Source organism: Shewanella sp. Isolate8 (genome assembly GCF_022398495.1).
GTDB lineage: Bacteria > Pseudomonadota > Gammaproteobacteria > Enterobacterales > Shewanellaceae > Shewanella > Shewanella aquimarina.
Genome location: NZ_JAKEVI010000003.1, coordinates 98,119 through 117,418, shown reverse-complemented (window position 1 = coordinate 117,418; position 19,300 = coordinate 98,119). Strand labels below are relative to the sequence as shown.

Sequence of the window (19,300 nt, the reverse complement as noted above, 5' to 3'; positions counted from 1 at the left end):
CTTTTGGGTGTCGGTTAGCCGAGCGGTTAGCCGTTAGCCCTGGCGCAGGCGGCCGCCTTTTGCTGCTGCACCTCTGGGCGCTTGTCTTGCATTGCCTTGAGGATCAACTCATTACAGCGCTTCTGCGCTCTTTGCTGCTCACTGCGCATGCTTGGCTCGCCTATGTGGGCGATCATAGGTTTATAGCTGAGGGAGGCGCTGCAGTACATGGTCGATAGGCGTCTGCCATGCTGATTGAGATCGTCACGTCTAGAAAGCTGCTGGCACAGACTGGTAAACATGCGCTTGGCCTTGCGGGTGCAGTAGGCATATTGGGTGACATCCTGTTTGATGTCGGCGCAGACGCTGTTATCTCGGATTCGCCATAGCTGATGCTGAAAGCCGATGGCCGTGTCTTCATACACCAGGCGCTGGCTGACGACACGGGTGTTGGCGGCATCTTCATAGCTGGCGACAATGTTGCTGCTGACCATTTCCAGATAGGCGGCAAACAGCTGGGAGATAGGGTCCATGACTCGTCCTTAAGTGATTAGCCTTAGCGTTTTCCCTGCTAAAGGCTTCTGTTATGCCCCGCTAAGGGCTTCTGGGGCTTCTGTTATACCCCGCTAAGGGCTTCTGTTTTGTTTAGTAATTAAATGTTTGGGCTATAAATTAGGCGGCGATATTTTACGCGATTTATCGATTAGGTGCCAGCGTCGAGAACACTGCCAATGTATCCTTAATAGGTTTTGCCTTACAAACAATGCACTCTAAGGAAATAGTCACCATAGAATAAGCCGCCATTGTCGTTGAGGTATGGGACGGCACGTTGTTTAAAAAAGTAAGTTTCTCCATCGATCAAGAATGCCTTATCTCTACCGACGTTGTAGGGAGTGTTATTCTTATCGCGAATATTGCTGTACCAGGTTCGACTGTTTATGGCATTAAATAGGGCTGATCTATTTATTGGGATGGTACGTTTTATGACTCCCCAATCATCCCTGCCCTCGGGTTGGTGATAGGCCTGAGCAATGATCTCTCTATCACAGCGGTTTTCGATATGGATATAGACTTTCTTCGTGGTTTTGAATGCCACTTGCTCAAACTGAGTGACCTTATCGGGATGCCGAGCAATGATTTGCTCTATGTCTTGAATCACCTCATTTGAAAAGAGTACCGCTTCACCAATATGACCGTTCTCTTTGGCGCTTGATAAGACCCCGATTAATCTATGCCTCCTGGTTTTGGGATCTTTCATCATCATGCCTGCACCACTTGCGCCTGGGGCAACACGGCAATTGGATTGACCTATGAGTGAGCTTGTTTTCTTTAGCTCACAATCTTGATACCAAAGTGTGTTTTCTGCTTTATCCGAGGGGTAGCTCAACAGGCTCACGGGAAGATGATGGGCTTCAGTGGAAATTGCGCTTTCACTTATTGGCTTCACATAGCCAAAGCGCTTACCAAGCCCTTGTCCTGTATTAGGATTAATGACTTTTAAGATAGCGAGATCGCTAGTGTGAGTATTACGATTCAGTGATACCAAGCCATTGGGAAACTGTTGAACCTCCTTGTAGTCCTCCTTGATGTACTGCTTGTGTATCCACCCCTCCTCGATAAATACCCTAGAGCGTTTTTGTTGCCCCTCACCGAGGAATTGAGGAAAAAATTCAACACTCATGGCTGGGGTTGCACCCAAGTGGTCGAATACGCAATGGGCTGAAGTCATTAAGTATTGCTCAGCGATCAGAATAGCCGTGCAGAGGGAGCGGGTGTCTGTGGTCAGTCGGTTTTTGATGACCACCAAATTGCCGACACTTTCGGCTGGCACTATCTGACCGATTTGCGTGACCTGTACGCGCGAGTCTTGGTCAGAAAACTCAAATGCATGACAGTGAGATGTTATCAATACAGCCAGTAAAAGCAGTGTCTTGGGGATAAAGTCCATTTTATGTTGTTCTCTTTAATTAGCGCTATCGGGCATGTTTTATCTGCTCAATACAGGTGTCGGCATGCTGGTAATCTATGGTGATTGGCGTGATGCCAGCTGGGCTCTGCACAAACAGGGAGGGGAAGCTATTACCACCGATAGAGCGCGCAAACTGGATTTCGGCCAATAGGGCTTGCTGGGTCGCTTCACGGCGTAAGTCGGCGTTGAATTTGGCTTCATCCAGCCCCAGATTTTTGGCTAAATCGCTCAACACGGCATCGTCACTCGGGTTACGCGCCTTAAGATAGTAGGCCTCTTGTATGGCGGTTAGCATCTCGGTTTCGGCTTGTTGAGCGCGGGCGGCCAGTATGGCCCTGCAGGCGGGGTAGGTTGCTCGCCTTGGCGTGTTGAGCGCCCAAAACTCATGATTAAACTCTGTGCCTAGCATGGCCTCGATTCTGCGCCAATACGCGGCGATCTGCTGTTGCATAGCTATCGGCATAGGTTGGTCGCTATCTGGCGCGAGCCCGCCAAGCAGATAAACTATCTCAATCTCGCCCGATAGCGCCTGCTCGATTTTCGCCCAGGTGGGCTTGAATCCCCAGCACCAGGAGCACATGGGGTCGTAAACATAATACAGCTTATTCATATCGGGCCGATTCTCTGTCGAAATAGTATGCATACTATCATGGTGCATAGGCATTGAATTGATAACAGCTTATTGAGTGCTGTGATGGCTCTTGTTATGGCGACTCTTGTTACGGCGACTCTTTTTACGGCGATCGTGCTTGATGAGTTATCACGACCGCCATATTCGCCCGCAATTATGAAAGCAGTTCTTCCACATAGGGACGAACCGCCTCTACGGAGTCCAATTCGTTAGGGATGGCGATGCTGCGATAGCCGTCGCCTAAGAAGGCGCGATCTACCTCAATCAGCACACCTGTCTCCTCGCCGTTGTCGACGAAGCTGACTTCCAGCTCCCTGGCACCGAAGAAGGAGTGTGACTCGGGCTTAAACTCATACTCCTGATAGCAAGGCAGATGCGAGGCAAACTCGCGAGCATGGATATAACCCGCCTCGATATCCGTTTTGTAGAGGCGATAGCCCGCCTGCTCGATAAGCTCTAACACCGCCAGCTGGGTGGGTGAGGGCAAGATGGTTAGCGGGTCTTGGTCGCTGCCGTCGATGCCGTTCTTGATATCCAGGCCTGTCTGTAGCCAGACTTTGCCGATGCGCTGGCCAAAGAGGCGGGTGGCCGGCGTCTCTGGATGCAGATTGAGGCTGAACTGACGCGTGATGGTCTCACCCGGGGCTATGGTCTGCTTCAGCATCGGCTTCCAGCTCTGCAGCACCAGGCTCTTGTGGTATTTTATCTCGTCGTCGCCGACGCTTTTTTCCGCCTTGGCCTCGGCCATGATGGCAAATTCCAGGCCGTTGAGCTCCTGTTCCACTTCACCGCCAGTGATCACCACCTCGATGCGAAAGGGCTCTCCTGCGCGCAGTTGCTCATCGAGCAAAATGGTATCGACGCTGGCCTTGCCTATGCCGACACTGGCTAAGATTTTCTTTAACATTTTCTTTCCTTGAAGGTTTATCAGTCGCGCAGACCCTAACATTGTCCGTTTTGCGCTGCAACTGCCAGTGTGTAACGGCATTTTCAACGCCTCAAGCCTAGCGCCTGAGGGCTATGACGCCAACAAGGTTCACATCCAGCCTGACTCAGGGTAGAGTACGCCACATAGTGTTAGGCCTGGGGGCAGGCGCAAAGATGAGAAGCAAAGTCATGAGTGATGATAAGACTGTAATTGATAACCTGGACGATCTTGCCAGCTTCCTGCTGGCGGTGGAAAACGGTGGTCTGGGACTGGAAGGCGTCGAAGGGGTCGGCATGGCAACCAATAACGCCGATGGCCGCCATTTTGTGGCGGTGTTCGACAAGAACCATAAACTCCTGCATGCCCGTTGGATAACAGACGAAGTGTTCGAGCAGGGTAAAGAGATGGTGCGTCATGGCGTCTCGCGCCACTAAGCAATTGATATAAAAAATTAAGCCCGCGGCATGATACCGCGGGCTTAATTATTTTGTTCCCTTAACTCTAAATGAGTATTAGGGAATTAAAGTCAAGAAGTGAAACCTAATGCCTTGTTTAGGTATCGATTGAGATACCTAACCAAAATCACAGGCATTTTTATCGGTTTACCAGATCTTCACTCGTTGATCTTCAGGCAGGTACAGGGCATCACCCGGTTGAACATCGAACGCCTTGTACCAGGCATCGTGGTTACGTGGTGCAAGTGCACGGTAACGTCCTGGAGCATGGGTTCCGCCGCGAAGCTGGTTAAGCATGCTCTGCTCGGTACGCTTCTCTTTCCAAACCTGTGCCCAAGCTAAGAAGAAACGTTGATCGCCTGTCAGACCGTCGATAACGGGAGCTTCTTTACCATTAAGGCTCAGCTTGTACGCGTGATAAGCCATCGCCAGACCACCCACATCACCAATGTTTTCCCCTAGGCTGTTACGGCCATTAACGAAGTTGCCTTCGATGGGCTCATACTTGCTGTACTGGGCGGCTAGCTGATCGGCTTTGGTTTCAAATGCTGCGCGATCGGCATCTGTCCACCAGTTACGTTGAATACCGTTAGCGTCAGACTTAGACCCCTGGTCATCGAAACCATGTCCCATTTCATGGCCTATCACGGCGCCGATACCACCATAGTTAACGGCTGGATCGGCATTAGGGTCGAAAAATGGTGGTTGTAGAATGGCCGCAGGGAACACAATTTCGTTAAACGAGCTGTTGTAGTAAGCATTTACGCGCTGTGGTGTCATGCCCCAACGGTTGCGGTCAGTTTTTTGCAGCTCTTTGGCGATGCTATCTTCGCGGAAGAAGGTTCTTAGATTCTTAATGTTACCCACTAAGTCATTGTTGCTGATGGTCAGGCCATCAAACTCCTGCCAAACATCGGGGTAACCAATTTTAGGGTTGAAAGAGGCTAGTTTTGCATGAGCATTGACTTTGGTTTCTTCACCCATCCAATCTAAGCCGTCGATACGCTGTCCCAAGGCGGTGCGCAGGTTTTTCACCAACTCAGCCATCTGCTGCTTGGATGATTCAGGGAAGTAACGTTTGACGTATACCTTACCTATGGCAAAGCCTAATGACTGGGTACCAGACATCTGCTCAACAGCGCGTTTCCAGCGTGGGCGCGGCTCTTGCTGTCCGCTTAATGTCTTACCGTAGAAGTCGAAGTAAGTGGTGTAGATCTCATCTGATAAGAGTTCGGCATTATCACTGACGGCGTGGAAAGTCAGGTAATCCTGCCAAACCGTTAATGCTTCCTTGTTGATCAGCTCGATCATCGCCTTAACCGGTTCAGGCTGAGAGATGTTGAGCTGAGGGACTTTATAACCTGTCTCGGTGAAATAGATGTCCCAGTTAAAACCTGGGTACTCAGTGCTGAGTTGATCGCGCTTGATCTGGTTTAAGGTGAGGTCGCGGTTACGACGTTTCTCACGAGGCCAATGGCCTTCAGCGATTTTGGTTTCTAACGCTAAGATGGCCTCTGCACGTGGGGCTGCATCTTTAATACCTGCAAATTCAAGCATTTTGGTGATGTGGGCTAAGTAAGCATCACGAATCTTGACGAAACGTTCACTGTCTTCCAAATAGTAAGAGCGATCCGGAAGACCCAGGCCACCGGCACCGATAGACATCTCATACTGATCAGGATTGAGGCGGTTAAACCACATGCCACCACCAATAGGCGCGCTGATGCCCTCTAACCAGGCATTACCAAAGACTTTAGTGAGATCATCGGTAGACTTAATAGCGGCAATTTGATCTAAGGTTGGCTGAACCGGAGTGATCCCCAGTTTATTGATGGTATCGATATCCATGTAAGCCTTGTAGAAGTTAGCAATAAGCTGCTCTTCTGCATTGAGGTCTTTACGACTGGCGATATCATCGATGATCTCTTTTACCTGAGTTTCACTGCGCTCTGCCAAGGCATTAAAGGCGCCATAGCGGGTTTTATCTGCCGGCATAATGAAGTTGTCATACCAAGTACCACTGGCATACATGAAGAAATCATCGCCCGGTTTAACATTTAGGTTACGGGCCGTGAGATCGACACCAAAGCTGCCTAATTCGGCTTTTGTCTGAGATGGAATACTCACTTCTGATGAAGCTGCATTGTTAGAACGGGTATCTTGGTTGCTGCAGCCACCTAGAACTGCTGTGGTTAAGGCAATAGCGATTAGGGACTTTTTCATTGGTGCTCTCTTCCTCACTGAGTTATTTTTTTGATTTTAAAGGTATGACGATAGAAGCTTACCAAGCTGAACAACAAAGTTAAAACGCTTATCAGCGAGACAATTGTAATAAAAAGATACATAGCTTAATGGCTTATTGGGCGACATAGGGTGTCATTGCCCTGTTAGGTTTTAGTGTCTACGGGAGTGCGCCTTGGCGTTGGTCACAGCCTTAGATGGCAAGATAGGTTAGTGTAAAGAGATGCCCGCAGCGATAGCGTGGCGTTAGGTTTGGATAGTTAGGGTATTGATAGTAACGAGAGTAAGGAGTTGTTATGCAGGGCGCGGATTATTTCATTAAGGAGCTTGAGTTAGAACAGCATGTCGAAGGGGGCTATTACTGTTCCTCCTACCGGGCACAGGAGGCCTTCGATGACAAACGCCAGCTGTGGACCAGTATTTACTTCCTGCTGCGTACCGGTGAGGTGTCTCACTTTCATCGATTGACCGCCGACGAGATGTGGTATTTCCATGGCGGTGAACCTCTGACCATCTATATGATAGATGAGGCGGGCGAGTTGACCACGGCTCAGCTGGGGCTAGATATTGCCGCCGGTCAACGACCACAGTTTCTGGTGCCTAAGGGCTGTATCTTCGGCTCTGCGATGAATAATCCGGGTTTCTCACTGGTGGGCTGCATGGTGTCGCCAGGCTTTACCTTCGAGGATTTCGAGCTGTTTGACCGCCAGACCCTGCTGAATGCCTATCCCCAGCATAGGGCGATCATCGAGCGTCTGACCCGCTAATCGTGGGGGCTATTTCGTGATTCAATAAAAAAGGCGCGACCCAAGTGGGCCGCGCCTTACCTCACCTAGCGAGTGACTACTTGCTCAGCCACTGGGCAATATAGTCCTTCAGATCCACCATGGCGGCGTTACCCACGTAAGGCACGGCGGCCAGGGTGTCCATGTCGGCGATCGGTCTTGCCGCGATGATATTGTTGGCGGCGGTCTTGTTCATGGCCGCGTCAATATCCAGCTCGGTCAGAGTCGCGTTGTTAACGATATCCAGCACTGTACCGACTTCGCTCGCGCTGAAGAAGACCCCTTCCCAGGTACCTTCCTGATAGGCAGGCTTAGCACAGTCTGCGCCGTTGCCAGCCACGCAATAGGTGTAGCTGAAGTGTCCCTCAAACTCGGCAGCGGTCTCGGCGTCGTGGATAACGACGATGTTTTCGTCGTTACCAAAGGCCGCGGCGCCACTGATGTTGTGGGAGCCGGTTAGTACTAGATCGTCGATAATCATGTACTTATGATGGAATTTGTCGCCACCGTTTAGCTTGGCTACGCGTACGTCGGCGGGATTTTCCCAGATGTTGTTGGCAGCGCCAGTGTAGCTGTCTACCTCGATCTCGCCCGAGGTATTAGGCTTTTCAATGCCTAACATATCCTGGAACTCAGAGTAGTAGCGCGAGAAGAAGGAGGCATCGCCCAGGCCTTGCACCTCGACGCCGGCATCGTGTCTCAGCTCCATCTCATCGGCCACATCCTGGGCGCTGATAACAAATTGCGCCAGGTGAATGCGATACTGAGCGTTGCGAATGTACTGCTGCATGTTGTACAGGGTCGAACCCACATAGACGCTTGGCGATTGAGGCGTGAACTGTACATCGATGCGGATATTATCGTTGTTGGTGTAGACGGTTTCGAGTTGGTGGTCGGGCTTGCCTAGGCCAAAGAGAGAGTCTTTAGCACCGCCCTGACCGTCGCCCCACATCAGATTGAACTGGTGAGTGTAGATGCTGGCTAGCTGGTTGGAGTCGATGATAACGATATGGTTATCATTGCCTTCGCTGATCAGGTTACCCTGGGCATCCAGATCGCCGTGGACGCCAGACTGGCTAAAGTTGGTGCTACCTGTGAGTACCTTCTTGCCATCGACCACGATGAACTTGTTGTGTTGGATCTTGGAGCCTGCGCTACCGTTCTCGGTATCGTCGATCCAGGGGACGCCGCCTTGATTTAAGATGGCGATGGCCTGGTCATTCTCGCCGGCGATATTGTCTTCGTCGGTGACAAACTTCACATCGACGCCGCGTTGCTTGGCGGCCACCATAGCATTGGCGATGCCGGGCAGGTCGAGATCATAGATTGCCATATACAAGGTGCTATTGGCGGAATCGATAAGCTGGATAATTTTCTGTTCAAGGTTGGCTTGAACGGCGGGTGGATTGACCACGTGATTAAAGTAAACTTCGACATCATCTGCATAGCTCATTGCTGAAGCTAGCGATAACAACAACCCCATATTCAGTTTATTAATTTTCATGTTTTACCTTATTTTTATAATAAAAGTGTAAATCGAAAATGAGTAATCTGAATCCAAATTTCATTGTAGGTTTTAGCTACATTTAACCGTCCTTAGTTTAAAAACTCGACAGCATACTAACAGTCTATTGTGACATTTAGTAGATGCTATTTAACAAAAGTTATACAAATGTCTCAAAATTTGTACCTTTCAAAATGTTCATATTTTCTGTTAGTTATGCGGCGCTGTGAATAAGGTTTGCGCAATTAGTCAGCGAAAATGACTAATCATTCTGTTGCGATTGTTTTGCTTTGAAAACAGTATTCTGGGCTTGTTATTGCTCTTGGGGTCTTCTGAGTTTTTAACGATTGGAGCAAGTGAGTTATAACTGGTTAATATTATTTGCTTATGTTTTTAATGCTTCATTTTTATTTGAGTAACGCTTGGTTGTTAATTAACTGTTAATTGATTTGTGTTGAAAACAGGCAGGTTGGTGTGGGGTATTTTGTCGGGGTGTTGATGAATATAAATAAGCCATAATATTAAGGTGAGAGAGGAAAGCTTTTGAATATGGTAGAAAGTATAAAATGGGCCGATCAAGTGATATTAATAGACCCATTTAAGCGCTGTTTTTTTTATTCCCACATTACGTTGTCATTGTTTTTAACTGCCGACTCGAATAGCTCGATAAGGGGAAGCGCCCTTTGTCTCAGGCTCACGAAGGGGCCCTTATCATCCTCATCTTCTTCCGTCTGAGGCGCCTCGGTTGGGGCGTTCGCCACCGCCTGTTGCAGACGGGTGAGGGCGGTGGGCACATCTTCGGCGCGTATCGCACCGGGCACCGAAGTGCTGTGGCCAAGTATCTTTAGGAAGGTCTGTGCCACATCGCCAAACAGGGTGATATTGGCATAGTGCTTGGTTTTAAAGGTGACTAACATTGCGCGACTCCTTGATGAATGCCCTGCTCGGTGGGCGTCTCCCCTCTGTTTCAGTGCCGTTTACGCCACTAACGGCGGCGGAATATTGCTTCGCCAGCGGGCAACAATTCACACTTGTACATCCCGTAGATCAAATTATAACCTATTGTCTATTATACGTTTTGTTAAATTTCATTCGATGAGATTGTGACCTTTGTTTCATTTGCCTGTAATGGGACATGCTATAAATAGCAACACTCATTTCGGCGCCCATCAATCGCGCATTTGGCCATGGGAAGAACCCTTGTTTCGCCGTCTCTTCCCGGGCAATTCACAAGGAAGCAAGATGCAAGAGGTCAATACCTTCATCAAAGAAAACATAGGCAGCGTCAGTAAGAATGTCTTCGTCGCTCCTGGGATCCCAGAGAAAAAACTCAACAACGCGGCCAAGTCTATGGGGCTGACGGACAGGGTCAATACCATCATCGCCATCTATGACAACACCTTGTTCGGCAGCGCTAAGGATGGCCTGGCCTTTACCGGGGAACACCTGGTGTTTAAGCCTATGTTTGATGATCCGATGATCTTCCCCTATAGCGATATCGAGAAGGTGGACTATGTCGAATACGTTTCGACAAACGATAAGGGTAAGGAGAAGAAGGAGGTCGTTGTCGAGCTCCTGAGAAAGGATGGCTCACGTAACACCATAGACGGCCTAATCGATTGCGACTACCGGCTGCTGGCCGAGATCCTCAATCGCGCGGTGACCGAGTGCGACAGCTTTGAGGAGGAGAATCAGATAGTCACCCTGGCGGAGATGTCTGAGGCGTTAAAGGTTGCCTATGTCAAAGTGATCGCCAACATGGCCTTTGCCGACGATGGTGAGGTGGATAAGAAGGAGTTTTCCGAGATTCTGATGCTGATGACCCGGCTGGAGCTGACCACCGAGTCTCGCTTCGAGCTGCGCAGCTATCTGTCCAGCGAGCACAATCAAGTTCCCCTGGTTGATCTGCTGGCCACCATTGACGCCGAGTGCGTGCCCAGCCACAACAAGGCAGTGAAGATCTCTCTGGTGAAAGACCTTATCAGTACCTACATGAGCGTCAACGATGGCTCCTATGAAAACTTCGCCTTCCTCGACGAGCATCAAGCACTGTTTGGTGTGTCCGACGATGAGGTGGAGCTGGCGCTGATGGCGATTAAGAACGACTTCAACATGCTCAGGGAAGACTTCACCGATGATGCCCTCAAGCGTGGCATGAAGGAGTTATCGGCCAAGGCCGGCGCGGTCGGTGTGCCGCTGGCCGCCGTCTATCTGTCGGGCTCCGTGGTGGGGCTCTCGGCGGCGGGCATGACCTCCGGGCTTGCCGCCCTGGGGCTGGGTGGCGCACTGGGCTTCTCCAGCATGGCAACCGGCATAGGGGTTGCTGTATTGCTGGGCGTCGGTGCCTATAAGGGGATCAAGCACTTCACCGGTGCCAACGAGCTGGATAAGACCAAGCGCCGGGAGCTGATGCTCAATGAGGTGATTAAGCAGACCCAGGCGACACTGTCGCTGCTCATCAACGACCTCAACTATATCACCGACAAGTTTAATCAGGCGGTGGTCAGCTACGGTATTCAAGATGCCAAGGTGCAGAAGCTGATGAAGATGATGACATCGCTGACGGGGGCCGCCGATGTGCTGAGCAGGAAGTCGGGTGTCATGCAAAACTCCTGCATCAAGCTGCGCTGCCCTATCAAGCTGGACGAGGCCAAGTTGAAGTCGCTGACTCAGGAGCCGCTGAAGAAGCAGTTCTACGCCCTGGTGATGGGATACTACCAGAAGGTGGAAGAGGAGGTTCAGCGGGGGGATGAGTCGGTTAATGTCACAGTGCTTAAGATCAAGCCGGACATCCCGACCCGTGAGCTGGATAAACTGGCCGCCGTGTTCGATGCCATTGGCTATTTTAAGGCGGCCGATGTGATTAAGGGTAAGCTGTCAGGGATCTTCTCCTGATGGCGAGCAAGGATGAGCAAGCGGCCGCCCTGTTGGCCCAGCAGCATCAGCTCGAGGCGTCGGAGCAGCGCATGGCCGAGCTGGACGCCGCCTTGTCGGCGCTGCACCAGCATCAAGCGCAAAACGATGCGGCGCTGGATACCATGCTAGAGGATATGCAGTCGATTCTGGACAGCTGTGGCATCGCCTTCGATGAGGAGATCGCCATCTCTTGCGAGGTGAGCCGTTACTGCGAGGTAACCCAGGAGGAGATCACCTTAGGCATCGGGGCGCTATCGCCTTTAGCCAGCCTGGACTTCAACGAGCAGATGAGCTGGCAAGCTTACATCGCCTCGGTGGAGCACTACGCCGACCAGCAGGGGATAGATCTCAGCAGCGACCCATACCGCCGACTGATGACCCTGAGTCAGCGCGTGGCGCTGGAGAAGCGGATCGCCGAAGAGTTTTCGCTCAAGGGGGCCCAGTGCGATAAGTATGACTATCTCATAGCGGGCACGGCAGGTGTGATTGGTGGCCTCATCGATCTCGCCTTCGGTGGTACGCCCAAAGAGAGCCAGTTGACCAGGGGCGCCGACAAGCTGGCCGAAAAAGCGGTGGAAAACTTTGCCCGCTTCAACGGCTGGCAGGGTGGGCGAGGTAATCAGACCTCCAGCGCCATCAGCTATCTCGAGGGGCTGTTTGAGGTGAACTATGATCAGGCCACCTCCTTCGGTCCTAATGGCACGGGCGGCGCGGTGAAAAATCTAAGCACTAAGAATCATCACCTCAAGAGTCTGGCCCACAGTCCCTGCCTGGTGGGGCTGTTCTTCTCCATCATCAACCAGTTTACCCATAGCGCCAGCTTCGTCAGCGAGGGTAAGCTGGTGACTATCTCGGCGGAGGCGGAGGCGGAGCTACAGGGACATAACTTCATCGCCAAGATATTCTGTGGCGTTGCCAACTGGTTTGGGCACCTGATGTCCGACGTGTCCGGCTCGTCGGGGATAGACAGAAACCGCCCCGATTATGGCCGAGGCTCGGGGATCCCCATTCCATTCTATAACCTGTTGCAGTTTATGGACGTCGGCGAGTTTGGTCAGCATAGGCAGAGCTTTGCCGTGGTCTGCACTAAGGTGTTCGAGCAAGGCTATGATCTGCGCCATGGGCTGGGCCTCTGTGTGCCCGTGCTGGTGACCGAGTTGATCACCCGTCTTGGCTGGACGGTGAAACAGCGCTGTTACCATCAAAAGCCCTGGTCTGAGTGTGTTCCCCTGGCTAGCAATCCCGAGCTTAGGCGGATGCTGTTGGTGGCTCACGGCAGCATGTGTCTGATCGATGGTGGCGAAGCGGCGCTACGCTCCGGTGGGGATATGGTGCAGTTTCTGCTGCGCACTAACCTGGTGGGCTGGAGCCGTTTCGGTCACCTGGCGCTTAAGGAGATGTATGCCTGGTATAACGCCGGCCATATCGATGCCGAGGCGGTGGACGCCTATCTGGACAGCGAGTATCGCGCCATGTTGGCGTCATCGCGAGGATAAAAAAAGCCCGGCAATCAAGCCGGGCTTTTTATTGGCTGACGCCTTGTTGGCTTACTCTAACGGCTACTCTCGATGTCGAACACCTTGTGGCCGTTAACCCAGGTCTCGTTCACCTGAGTTTGCCATAGCTGCTGCGGGTCCATGGTGAAGGGGTCGTTCTCAAGCAGGATGAAGTCGGCCTTCATGCTGGGCAGCAGCTCGCCTATCATGGTTTCCTGATGGGCGGCGTAGGCGGCGTCATGGGTAAAGCTGTTTAGCGCCTCAGTGAGGCTCATCCTCTCGCCGGGATACCAGCCTAGCTCTGGGCGGTTAGCATGATCCTGGCGGGTGACCGAGGCGTGCAGACCAAAGAAGGGGTTGGCCGACTCGATAGGAAAGTCTGAGCCCGCAGCGATCACCGCGCCGCTGTCTAACAGCTTACGCCAGGCGTAGGCGCCCTTGATCCGCTGCGGGCCGACCCTGTCTTCGGCCATGTTCATGTCGCTTGTGGCGTGGGTTGCCTGCATGGAGGCGATCACCCCAAGCTCGGCAAATCTTGGTATGTCGCTCAGCTGCAGTATCTGCGCGTGCTCCACCCTATGCCTCAGCGGCTTGGTGTGGGTCTTGGCGATCAGACTCTGGTAATCATCCAGCACCAGCTTGTTGGCGCGATCACCTATGGCATGGGTGTTCACCTGAAATCCCGCCTGCATCGACTTCAGCATCAAGGCCTTAAGCTCATCTTCCTTGTAGAGCAGCAGTCCCTTGTGGCCGTGGAGATCCGAGTAGTCCTGCAGCAGGGCGGCGCCGCGGCTGCCCAGGGCGCCATCGGCGGAGATCTTCACGCTGCTGATATCCAGCATGCTGCTAGGATGGCGATAGGGGCCCTTGGCCAGCGTCTGGTCGAACTGGCTGTCGTCGGCGGCGACCATGGCGTAGATGCGGATCGGCATCTGCTGCTCATCGGCGAGTTCACGGTAGGCGGCCAGGGTATCGTGGCCGACACCGGCATCGTGCACGCTGGTGAGGCCTAAACGGGCGAGATCTGTCATGGCCGCACGCAGTACGCGGGCCTGCTCAGCCTGGGTCAGTGGCGGGATTTTCTGTTCTATCAGCGCCATGGCATTATCGATAAACACGCCGCTGGGTTGTCCCTTATCGTCGCGGATGATCTCGCCGCCGCTTGGGGCCTGGGTGTCGGCATTGATGCCCGCTAGCTTCATGGCGGCGCTGTTGGCCCAGCCGGCATGGCCATCGACCCGTCTCAGCCACACGGGCGTGTCGGGAAAGGCCTTATCGAGTGTCTTGGCCGTGGGAAAGCTTTTTTCAGGCCAGAGCACCTGGTTCCAGCCTCGGCCCAGGACCCAGTTAAGATCCGGGTTTTGCTTTCTAAAGGCCTGAACTCTCTCTACGGCCGCCTGTTCAGACTCGCTGCCCTTGAGATCGACGCGGATAAGGTTGAGTCCCCAGCCGAGCACGTGTCCATGGGCATCGATGAGCCCGGGTAGCATGGTCTGCCCCTTGGCATCGATCATCCGAACTTGAGGGGATTGAGTTTGCAGCTCGCTTGGCAACTGCTGATAGATCATATCTATCTTGTCGCCACTAAAGGCGATGGCGCTAAACTGGGTTAGCTTGCCCTGTTCCAGGGTGTAGCCCTTGAGGTTGTGGATTAGGGTGGTTTGTGCCAGAGCACTGGCGGAAAGCAGCAGGCCAACGGCGAGGCTTACTTGAGTTAGGGTATTCATATTATTGGTTTTTTATAGGTTGTATTGCTTTCATACTAGCAGTTGAAGCGTCGCTGGCAAACTAGCCATAGGTAGTGGCAAGTCTGTATTGCGGTTGTTAATCTTTAGTCGTTAACGGCGCAGATGTGAGGGCTGGCGGCTTCGGCCACGACCCGGTTGCGGCCCGTGTGTTTGGCTTGGTAGAGAGCGTTATCGGCGCGGTTGACCAGGGTCTTGATGGTGTCATCTTCTCTGAGCTGGGCGGCGCCTAGGCTGATGGTGAGAGATTGGCCATCAAACTTCTGTGCGGCGATATCCTGGCGTAGCTGTTCGGCAACGGCGACACAGATTGAGAGTGAGGTATCGGGCAGTAAGATCACGAACTCTTCGCCTCCCCAGCGGGCCAGAAAATCCCCCTCACGGCAGAGGCTCCTGAGGCTGTCGGCCAGTTGGACCAGCACGCGATCGCCGGTCAGGTGACCGTGGGCATCGTTAATCTGCTTGAAGTAATCCACATCCAGAATCAGCAGGCTAAAGGGGGTCTGTCGGTGATGGCTCAGCAGCACATGCTCCTCCAGCGTGATGTCGAGCTTCTCTCTGTTGTAGAGACCGGTGAGCTTGTCGGTCTCCGCCAGTTTCTGGATCTTGGCGTTGCGCTCACCCAGCTGACGATAGGCCGAGGAGCGGGTGCCCTCGTAGAAGCGAAACAGCAAGATATGGGCAATGGATACTTCGATAACATTAAACAGGGCGCCCATGCCGAAGGTGACGGGCTTGGCCTCCTGGATCTGGCCATAGACAATATAGGCGCAAACCCCGAAGGCGATTAGAGAGACCAGGCTGCCTCGCTGCCTACCTAGGAGGAAGAAGGCAAACGGCGGGATCAGCGTTGCCCAATAGAGAGAGTGGGCATAGCCGCCCACAGAGGCGACGAACAGCAAGATCAATCCGGTGACCATCAGGGTCACCGCCCAGGAGGCGAGGTTGACGTTAGCTGTGTGGTTGAAGAAGGCCAGAATCGATAGGGAAAGCACGAAGCCGCTGGCGTCCAGGGTGGCGTACTCATAGCTCTCGAAATAGAAGATGTTGAGCAGGGTGAGCACCAGGAAGAAGCTGCTGCTGAGCAGCAGGGTATGGCCGATCAAGCGGGTTCGCCAATAGTCTCTGTGGCCTGGTGGATATTGGGCAAAGTCTTTGTACCAATACTTGAGCATGATGTCCCTTTCCTCTCTGCGTTTGAGAATTATTACCCAAAATTAAGTAGATTGACAGTGGCTTATGCGGTGGTTTCAAGTACCTTGGTATTCGGAGAGTCCGACCCTCTCTGGCTAAGGTACGATGACGCCATGTTTGGGGCTGTGTTAGGGTGATCGCAAAGGGGAAGCGGTTGACCCAAGGGCATTTGGCACGCAGCGGGTAGAAAGGGTTTTAAAGAGGGAGAGGTGATGACGGCATGCTTACTACAGAGATGGAGTGAGGATTAACGTTGGCAACTAGGGTTTCAAGGGAGTTGGAAAAGCAATGACGGCATTCTTGCTACAAAGGTGGAGTGAGATAAATTGGCAATTGGGCGGCGCCCAGCTGCTGGCCATGGTCGTGTTGGCGCTCTGGCTGTGGGCTATATGGCCCGTCGAGGATGTGAAGGCGCTACTCAAGGATAAGGCGCTACAGACCCGCTTGCTGCTGGCCATCTTCTTCGTCAATGCCCTGTGGCTGATCGACGCCAGTATTACCCCGGGGATTCACGCCCACTTTCTCGGCCTGGTGACTCTGATGCTGATGTTTGGTTGGCGCCTGGCTACCCTGGCGCTGCTGTTGCCGGTCGCCTTCTTCGCCACCTTCATGCTCAAGTTGCCGCTGGATTTTGCCATCTATGGCTTGGTGGCGATCGCCTTGCCGCTGTTTCTCAGCTATGTGGTCTACAGCCAGGTATTCAAGTACCTGCCACACCATCTGTTCGTCTACATCTTCTGCGGCGCCTTTATGAACGCCTTCCTCTGCATAGTGTTTCACATACTCAGTTGGTCGACCTGGCTCTACCTGACGACCGACTATGACTGGGCCTATCTGGCTGATAATTATCTGCTGTTGATCCCCTTGCTGGCCTTTCCCGAGGCGCTGCTTAACGGCATGGCGGTGACCCTGATGGTGGTCTATCGCCCCGAATGGCTCTATGACTATTCGGACAGAACCTACTTTTAATCCCTAGGGTAAAAGCCCCCCACAAAACACCTGTTAGCTTGATTTTAATCAAAGGTTATCAAGATGATGGTTTAAATGTTTCAAATTGTAACCCGGTAGCGCTAGTATGCCTCCTTGTGCTCCCCGAAGGGATTTACCTCCGTGGCGTACGGGGTCAGCCCAGGCCTTAGGCCGGGCTCAATAATAAAAATACTAGAGTGAAAATTTACGATGGATATGTATAAGTTATCAACAGCTGCGTTAGTGGCTGGCCTGGCATTTAATGCCAATGCCAATCTGCTGATCAGCGAAGTGTTATACGATGCGCCCAACAACGACAGTGTCGAAGAGTATGTCGAGCTGTTTAATGCCGGCTGCAGCAGTATCGACTTGAGCCAATACCAGCTCAGCGACAACGGCAGCAGCTATGCCTTGCAGGGTACGCTCGCTCCAGGCGCCTACTATACGGTGGCGGCCAATCAGGCGGGTTTCTACAGCCTGTTTAACACCAACCCCGATCAATTCCCCATGTCGTTAACCCTGGGTAACTCGGGCGACTTCGTGCGTCTGTCAAAGGGGACCGAAGAGGTGGATCTGGTGGCCTGGGAAGGTGGCCTGAGTGGCTGGTCGCTTAATGTGCGCGACGTCTCTCTGGCGCGTACGACTGTGATCAACACTAAGTCGCAGGCCGATTGGAGTGCCATGGACAATCCAGGTACCCCGGGGACGGGCAGCCTGGATACCTGCGACACTTCCGCCGGTGGTGGTGACAATCAGCTGGGCAATGGTCAGCCTAAATCTAACCTTAGCGCGGCTAAGGGCGAGAGCTTGAGCTATCTGTTCGACCTGCCACAGGGGGCGAGCGAGGTTGTGGTGACCATGAGCGGTGGCACAGGGGATGCCGATCTCTATCTGCGCCAGGGCAGCGAGCCGACGCTATCAGAGTATGACTGCGCCCCTTATCTTACCGGCAACAACGAGCAGTGCAGTGTTAGTGCACCTGTGGTCGGTCGCTACTATGTGAACATCAATGCCTATGAGGCCTTTAGTGGCGTCTCGCTCAGCCTAAGCTATAGCGTGGCCACTGGTGGCGATGGTTCTGGTAGCGGCTCGGGCACTGGGACTGGCGGTGACGGCTCGGCCGGCGACAATGGGGACTATGTCTACACCAGTTACTATGGCGATGCGATCGGGAAAACCGGCGCGGCGCTAAAGGCTAGCCTGAACCAGATCATCAAGGGGCATACCCGCTTTAGCTATAGTCAGGTGTGGGATGGGCTCGGCTATGCCGATGAAGATCCTGCCAACAGCAATAACGTGATCCTCTTGTACACAGGGCGTTCTGAGCCTAAGAGCAATCGAGCCGGAATGAGTAACTCGCTCGATGCCTGGAATCGTGAGCATGTCTGGGCCAAGAGTCATGGCTTCCCCAGCAGTAGCCAATACGCCTATACCGACCTGCATCACCTGCGTCCGGCAGATGTTACGGTGAACAGCAGCCGCAGCAATAAAGACTTTGCCGCGGGCGGCGATGAGATCTCTGAGGCGCCGGGTAACTTTACCGATGCAGACAGCTTCGAGCCCCGCGATGAGGTGAAGGGAGATGTGGCGCGTATGGTGTTCTATATGGATGTGAGATACGAGGGGAACGATGCCAGTGGCACGCCTGATCTTAGCGTGGTCAGCGGCGTCACGGGTAATGGTGAGGCGCTGCTTGGAGACCTCTGCACCCTGTATCGTTGGCACCAGCAAGATCCGGTCAGCGATTGGGAGCGTCGTCGCAACAATCGTGTCTTCGAGTGGCAGAAGAATCGTAACCCCTTCATCGATAACAGTAGTTGGGTGAGTGAGATCTACGGCGCCTCTTGCCCATAGCTTTATTTAGCCTATCTGATTGATAAGAAGCGCGGCCTCCTGGCTGCGCTTTTTTATGTCTACCAGTTTGATATGGTTACCAAAAATAGCCATAGCTGAGGCCGACCACATTGAAGCCATCGTTCTCGTTGGCAAGATTGGCATTGGAGTAGTGGCTGAAGGTGAGGCCCAGCTTGTGGCGTTTCTGAAATATGACGCCGGCGGCCAGCTTGTCTTCGAACTGCCAATGGGAACCCAGGCTGCGGTCGAGGTAGTGTTCGCTGTCGATATAGGTGATGCCTATGCCTCCCTCGACGTAGAGGCTGAGGTTGTCCAGGGGATATTGATAGATGAGAACCGGAGTGATTGAGACGCCATGATTGTCGCTCGGTGTGTAGTCTTGCCAGTAGTGGTAGGCCAGCTCCAGGTTGATGCCGAGGTGGTAGCGGGTGAGCAGGTTATCTTCCATGGGGAGCTGATAAACCAAGGCGAGTCTGTGGGCCCTGGCGTTTTCCGAGCCATGCCATTTGGGGTCGGCTTGCCCCAGGTTGTAGCTCAGTCCCCACTCGGCAAAAGCCGATAGGGAGGTGAGGAAGAGGCCTAAGATAATCAACATATTTTTCATTGGGTCATCCTTAGAAGCTGCGCCAAAATT

16 protein-coding genes are annotated in these 19,300 nt (G+C 52.8%); 6 read left to right on the top strand and 10 right to left on the bottom strand.

Annotated elements, in window-relative coordinates; all coding sequences use genetic code 11:
- Positions 1 to 26: 26 nt before the first annotated feature.
- The 4 genes from L1D43_RS12995 to L1D43_RS12980 form a co-directional block, all read right to left on the bottom strand.
- Positions 27 to 512 carry a hypothetical protein gene (locus tag L1D43_RS12995; RefSeq protein WP_239852170.1) on the bottom strand — a complete coding sequence of 162 codons (486 nt, stop codon included), beginning with the start codon at positions 510 to 512 and terminating at the stop codon, positions 27 to 29.
- 221 nt (positions 513 to 733) lie between these two features.
- Positions 734 to 1,927, bottom strand: a complete 1,194-nt coding sequence (locus L1D43_RS12990) for a trypsin-like serine protease (RefSeq protein ID WP_239852169.1) — start codon at positions 1,925 to 1,927, stop codon at positions 734 to 736.
- 25 nt (positions 1,928 to 1,952) lie between these two features.
- A complete protein-coding gene (locus tag L1D43_RS12985; RefSeq protein ID WP_239852164.1) occupies positions 1,953 to 2,558 on the bottom strand; it encodes a DsbA family protein in 606 nt (201 codons plus the stop codon).
- Positions 2,559 to 2,733: 175 nt separating this feature from the next.
- Complete coding sequence (locus tag L1D43_RS12980; protein ID WP_239852162.1) at positions 2,734 to 3,486, bottom strand: sporulation protein; 753 nt, start codon at positions 3,484 to 3,486, stop codon at positions 2,734 to 2,736.
- A 209-nt stretch (positions 3,487 to 3,695) separates the two neighbouring features.
- On the opposite strand from L1D43_RS12980, the gene L1D43_RS12975 reads away from it, so the two are divergent.
- A complete protein-coding gene (locus L1D43_RS12975; RefSeq protein WP_239853209.1) occupies positions 3,696 to 3,941 on the top strand; it encodes a hypothetical protein in 246 nt (81 codons plus the stop codon).
- A gap of 168 nt (positions 3,942 to 4,109) precedes the next feature.
- On the opposite strand, the gene L1D43_RS12970 is transcribed toward L1D43_RS12975, so the two are convergent.
- Complete coding sequence (locus tag L1D43_RS12970; protein WP_239852161.1) at positions 4,110 to 6,185, bottom strand: M13 family metallopeptidase; 2,076 nt, start codon at positions 6,183 to 6,185, stop codon at positions 4,110 to 4,112.
- Between the two features lie 314 nt (positions 6,186 to 6,499).
- Between L1D43_RS12970 and L1D43_RS12965 the strand changes: the two genes are divergently transcribed.
- Complete coding sequence (locus L1D43_RS12965; protein WP_239852160.1) at positions 6,500 to 6,970, top strand: cupin domain-containing protein; 471 nt, start codon at positions 6,500 to 6,502, stop codon at positions 6,968 to 6,970.
- A 76-nt stretch (positions 6,971 to 7,046) separates the two neighbouring features.
- On the opposite strand, the gene L1D43_RS12960 is transcribed toward L1D43_RS12965, so the two are convergent.
- Together L1D43_RS12960 and L1D43_RS12955 are read right to left on the bottom strand one after the other, a co-directional pair.
- Positions 7,047 to 8,492, bottom strand: a complete 1,446-nt coding sequence (locus L1D43_RS12960; protein ID WP_239852158.1) for a phospholipase D-like domain-containing protein — start codon at positions 8,490 to 8,492, stop codon at positions 7,047 to 7,049.
- 614 nt (positions 8,493 to 9,106) lie between these two features.
- Positions 9,107 to 9,409 (bottom strand): DUF1840 domain-containing protein, encoded by a 303-nt coding sequence (locus L1D43_RS12955; protein ID WP_239852156.1) that lies wholly within the window; start codon positions 9,407 to 9,409, stop codon positions 9,107 to 9,109.
- Positions 9,410 to 9,734: 325 nt separating this feature from the next.
- On the opposite strand from L1D43_RS12955, the gene L1D43_RS12950 reads away from it, so the two are divergent.
- Positions 9,735 to 11,387, top strand: coding sequence for a hypothetical protein (locus L1D43_RS12950; protein ID WP_239852155.1), 1,653 nt, complete (start codon positions 9,735 to 9,737; stop codon positions 11,385 to 11,387).
- A complete protein-coding gene (locus L1D43_RS12945; protein WP_239852153.1) occupies positions 11,387 to 12,904 on the top strand; it encodes a hypothetical protein in 1,518 nt (505 codons plus the stop codon). Before L1D43_RS12950 ends, L1D43_RS12945 begins: the two co-directional genes overlap by 1 nt.
- 56 nt (positions 12,905 to 12,960) lie before the next feature.
- Here L1D43_RS12945 and L1D43_RS12940 read toward each other — a convergent pair whose 3' ends face one another.
- Together L1D43_RS12940 and L1D43_RS12935 are read right to left on the bottom strand one after the other, a co-directional pair.
- Entirely contained in the window at positions 12,961 to 14,631 is a 1,671-nt protein-coding gene (locus L1D43_RS12940) for an amidohydrolase (protein ID WP_239852151.1), read from the bottom strand.
- Between the two features lie 104 nt (positions 14,632 to 14,735).
- Entirely contained in the window at positions 14,736 to 15,824 is a 1,089-nt protein-coding gene (locus L1D43_RS12935; RefSeq protein WP_239852150.1) for a GGDEF domain-containing protein, read from the bottom strand.
- A 307-nt stretch (positions 15,825 to 16,131) separates the two neighbouring features.
- Between L1D43_RS12935 and L1D43_RS12930 the strand changes: the two genes are divergently transcribed.
- The gene (locus L1D43_RS12930) at positions 16,132 to 16,812 is read left to right on the top strand and encodes an energy-coupling factor ABC transporter permease (RefSeq protein WP_239852148.1); all 681 of its coding nucleotides are present in this window, start codon (positions 16,132 to 16,134) and stop codon (positions 16,810 to 16,812) included.
- Between the two features lie 210 nt (positions 16,813 to 17,022).
- A complete protein-coding gene (locus L1D43_RS12925; RefSeq protein WP_239852146.1) occupies positions 17,023 to 18,666 on the top strand; it encodes an endonuclease in 1,644 nt (547 codons plus the stop codon).
- 76 nt (positions 18,667 to 18,742) lie between these two features.
- Here the strand turns inward: L1D43_RS12925 and L1D43_RS12920 are convergent, their stop codons facing one another.
- Entirely contained in the window at positions 18,743 to 19,270 is a 528-nt protein-coding gene (locus L1D43_RS12920) for an acyloxyacyl hydrolase (RefSeq protein ID WP_239852139.1), read from the bottom strand.
- Positions 19,271 to 19,300 lie beyond the last annotated feature (30 nt).

Coding starts and splice junctions, on each gene's coding strand:
- L1D43_RS12995 (WP_239852170.1), bottom strand. CDS start 512: ATGGACCCTATCTCCCAGCTGTTTGCCGCCTATCTGGAAATGGTCAGC.
- L1D43_RS12990 (WP_239852169.1), bottom strand. CDS start 1,927: ATGGACTTTATCCCCAAGACACTGCTTTTACTGGCTGTATTGATAACA.
- L1D43_RS12985 (WP_239852164.1), bottom strand. CDS start 2,558: ATGAATAAGCTGTATTATGTTTACGACCCCATGTGCTCCTGGTGCTGG.
- L1D43_RS12980 (WP_239852162.1), bottom strand. CDS start 3,486: ATGTTAAAGAAAATCTTAGCCAGTGTCGGCATAGGCAAGGCCAGCGTC.
- L1D43_RS12975 (WP_239853209.1), top strand. CDS start 3,696: ATGAGTGATGATAAGACTGTAATTGATAACCTGGACGATCTTGCCAGC.
- L1D43_RS12970 (WP_239852161.1), bottom strand. CDS start 6,185: ATGAAAAAGTCCCTAATCGCTATTGCCTTAACCACAGCAGTTCTAGGT.
- L1D43_RS12965 (WP_239852160.1), top strand. CDS start 6,500: ATGCAGGGCGCGGATTATTTCATTAAGGAGCTTGAGTTAGAACAGCAT.
- L1D43_RS12960 (WP_239852158.1), bottom strand. CDS start 8,492: ATGAAAATTAATAAACTGAATATGGGGTTGTTGTTATCGCTAGCTTCA.
- L1D43_RS12955 (WP_239852156.1), bottom strand. CDS start 9,409: ATGTTAGTCACCTTTAAAACCAAGCACTATGCCAATATCACCCTGTTT.
- L1D43_RS12950 (WP_239852155.1), top strand. CDS start 9,735: ATGCAAGAGGTCAATACCTTCATCAAAGAAAACATAGGCAGCGTCAGT.
- L1D43_RS12945 (WP_239852153.1), top strand. CDS start 11,387: ATGGCGAGCAAGGATGAGCAAGCGGCCGCCCTGTTGGCCCAGCAGCAT.
- L1D43_RS12940 (WP_239852151.1), bottom strand. CDS start 14,631: ATGAATACCCTAACTCAAGTAAGCCTCGCCGTTGGCCTGCTGCTTTCC.
- L1D43_RS12935 (WP_239852150.1), bottom strand. CDS start 15,824: ATGCTCAAGTATTGGTACAAAGACTTTGCCCAATATCCACCAGGCCAC.
- L1D43_RS12930 (WP_239852148.1), top strand. CDS start 16,132: ATGACGGCATTCTTGCTACAAAGGTGGAGTGAGATAAATTGGCAATTG.
- L1D43_RS12925 (WP_239852146.1), top strand. CDS start 17,023: ATGGATATGTATAAGTTATCAACAGCTGCGTTAGTGGCTGGCCTGGCA.
- L1D43_RS12920 (WP_239852139.1), bottom strand. CDS start 19,270: ATGAAAAATATGTTGATTATCTTAGGCCTCTTCCTCACCTCCCTATCG.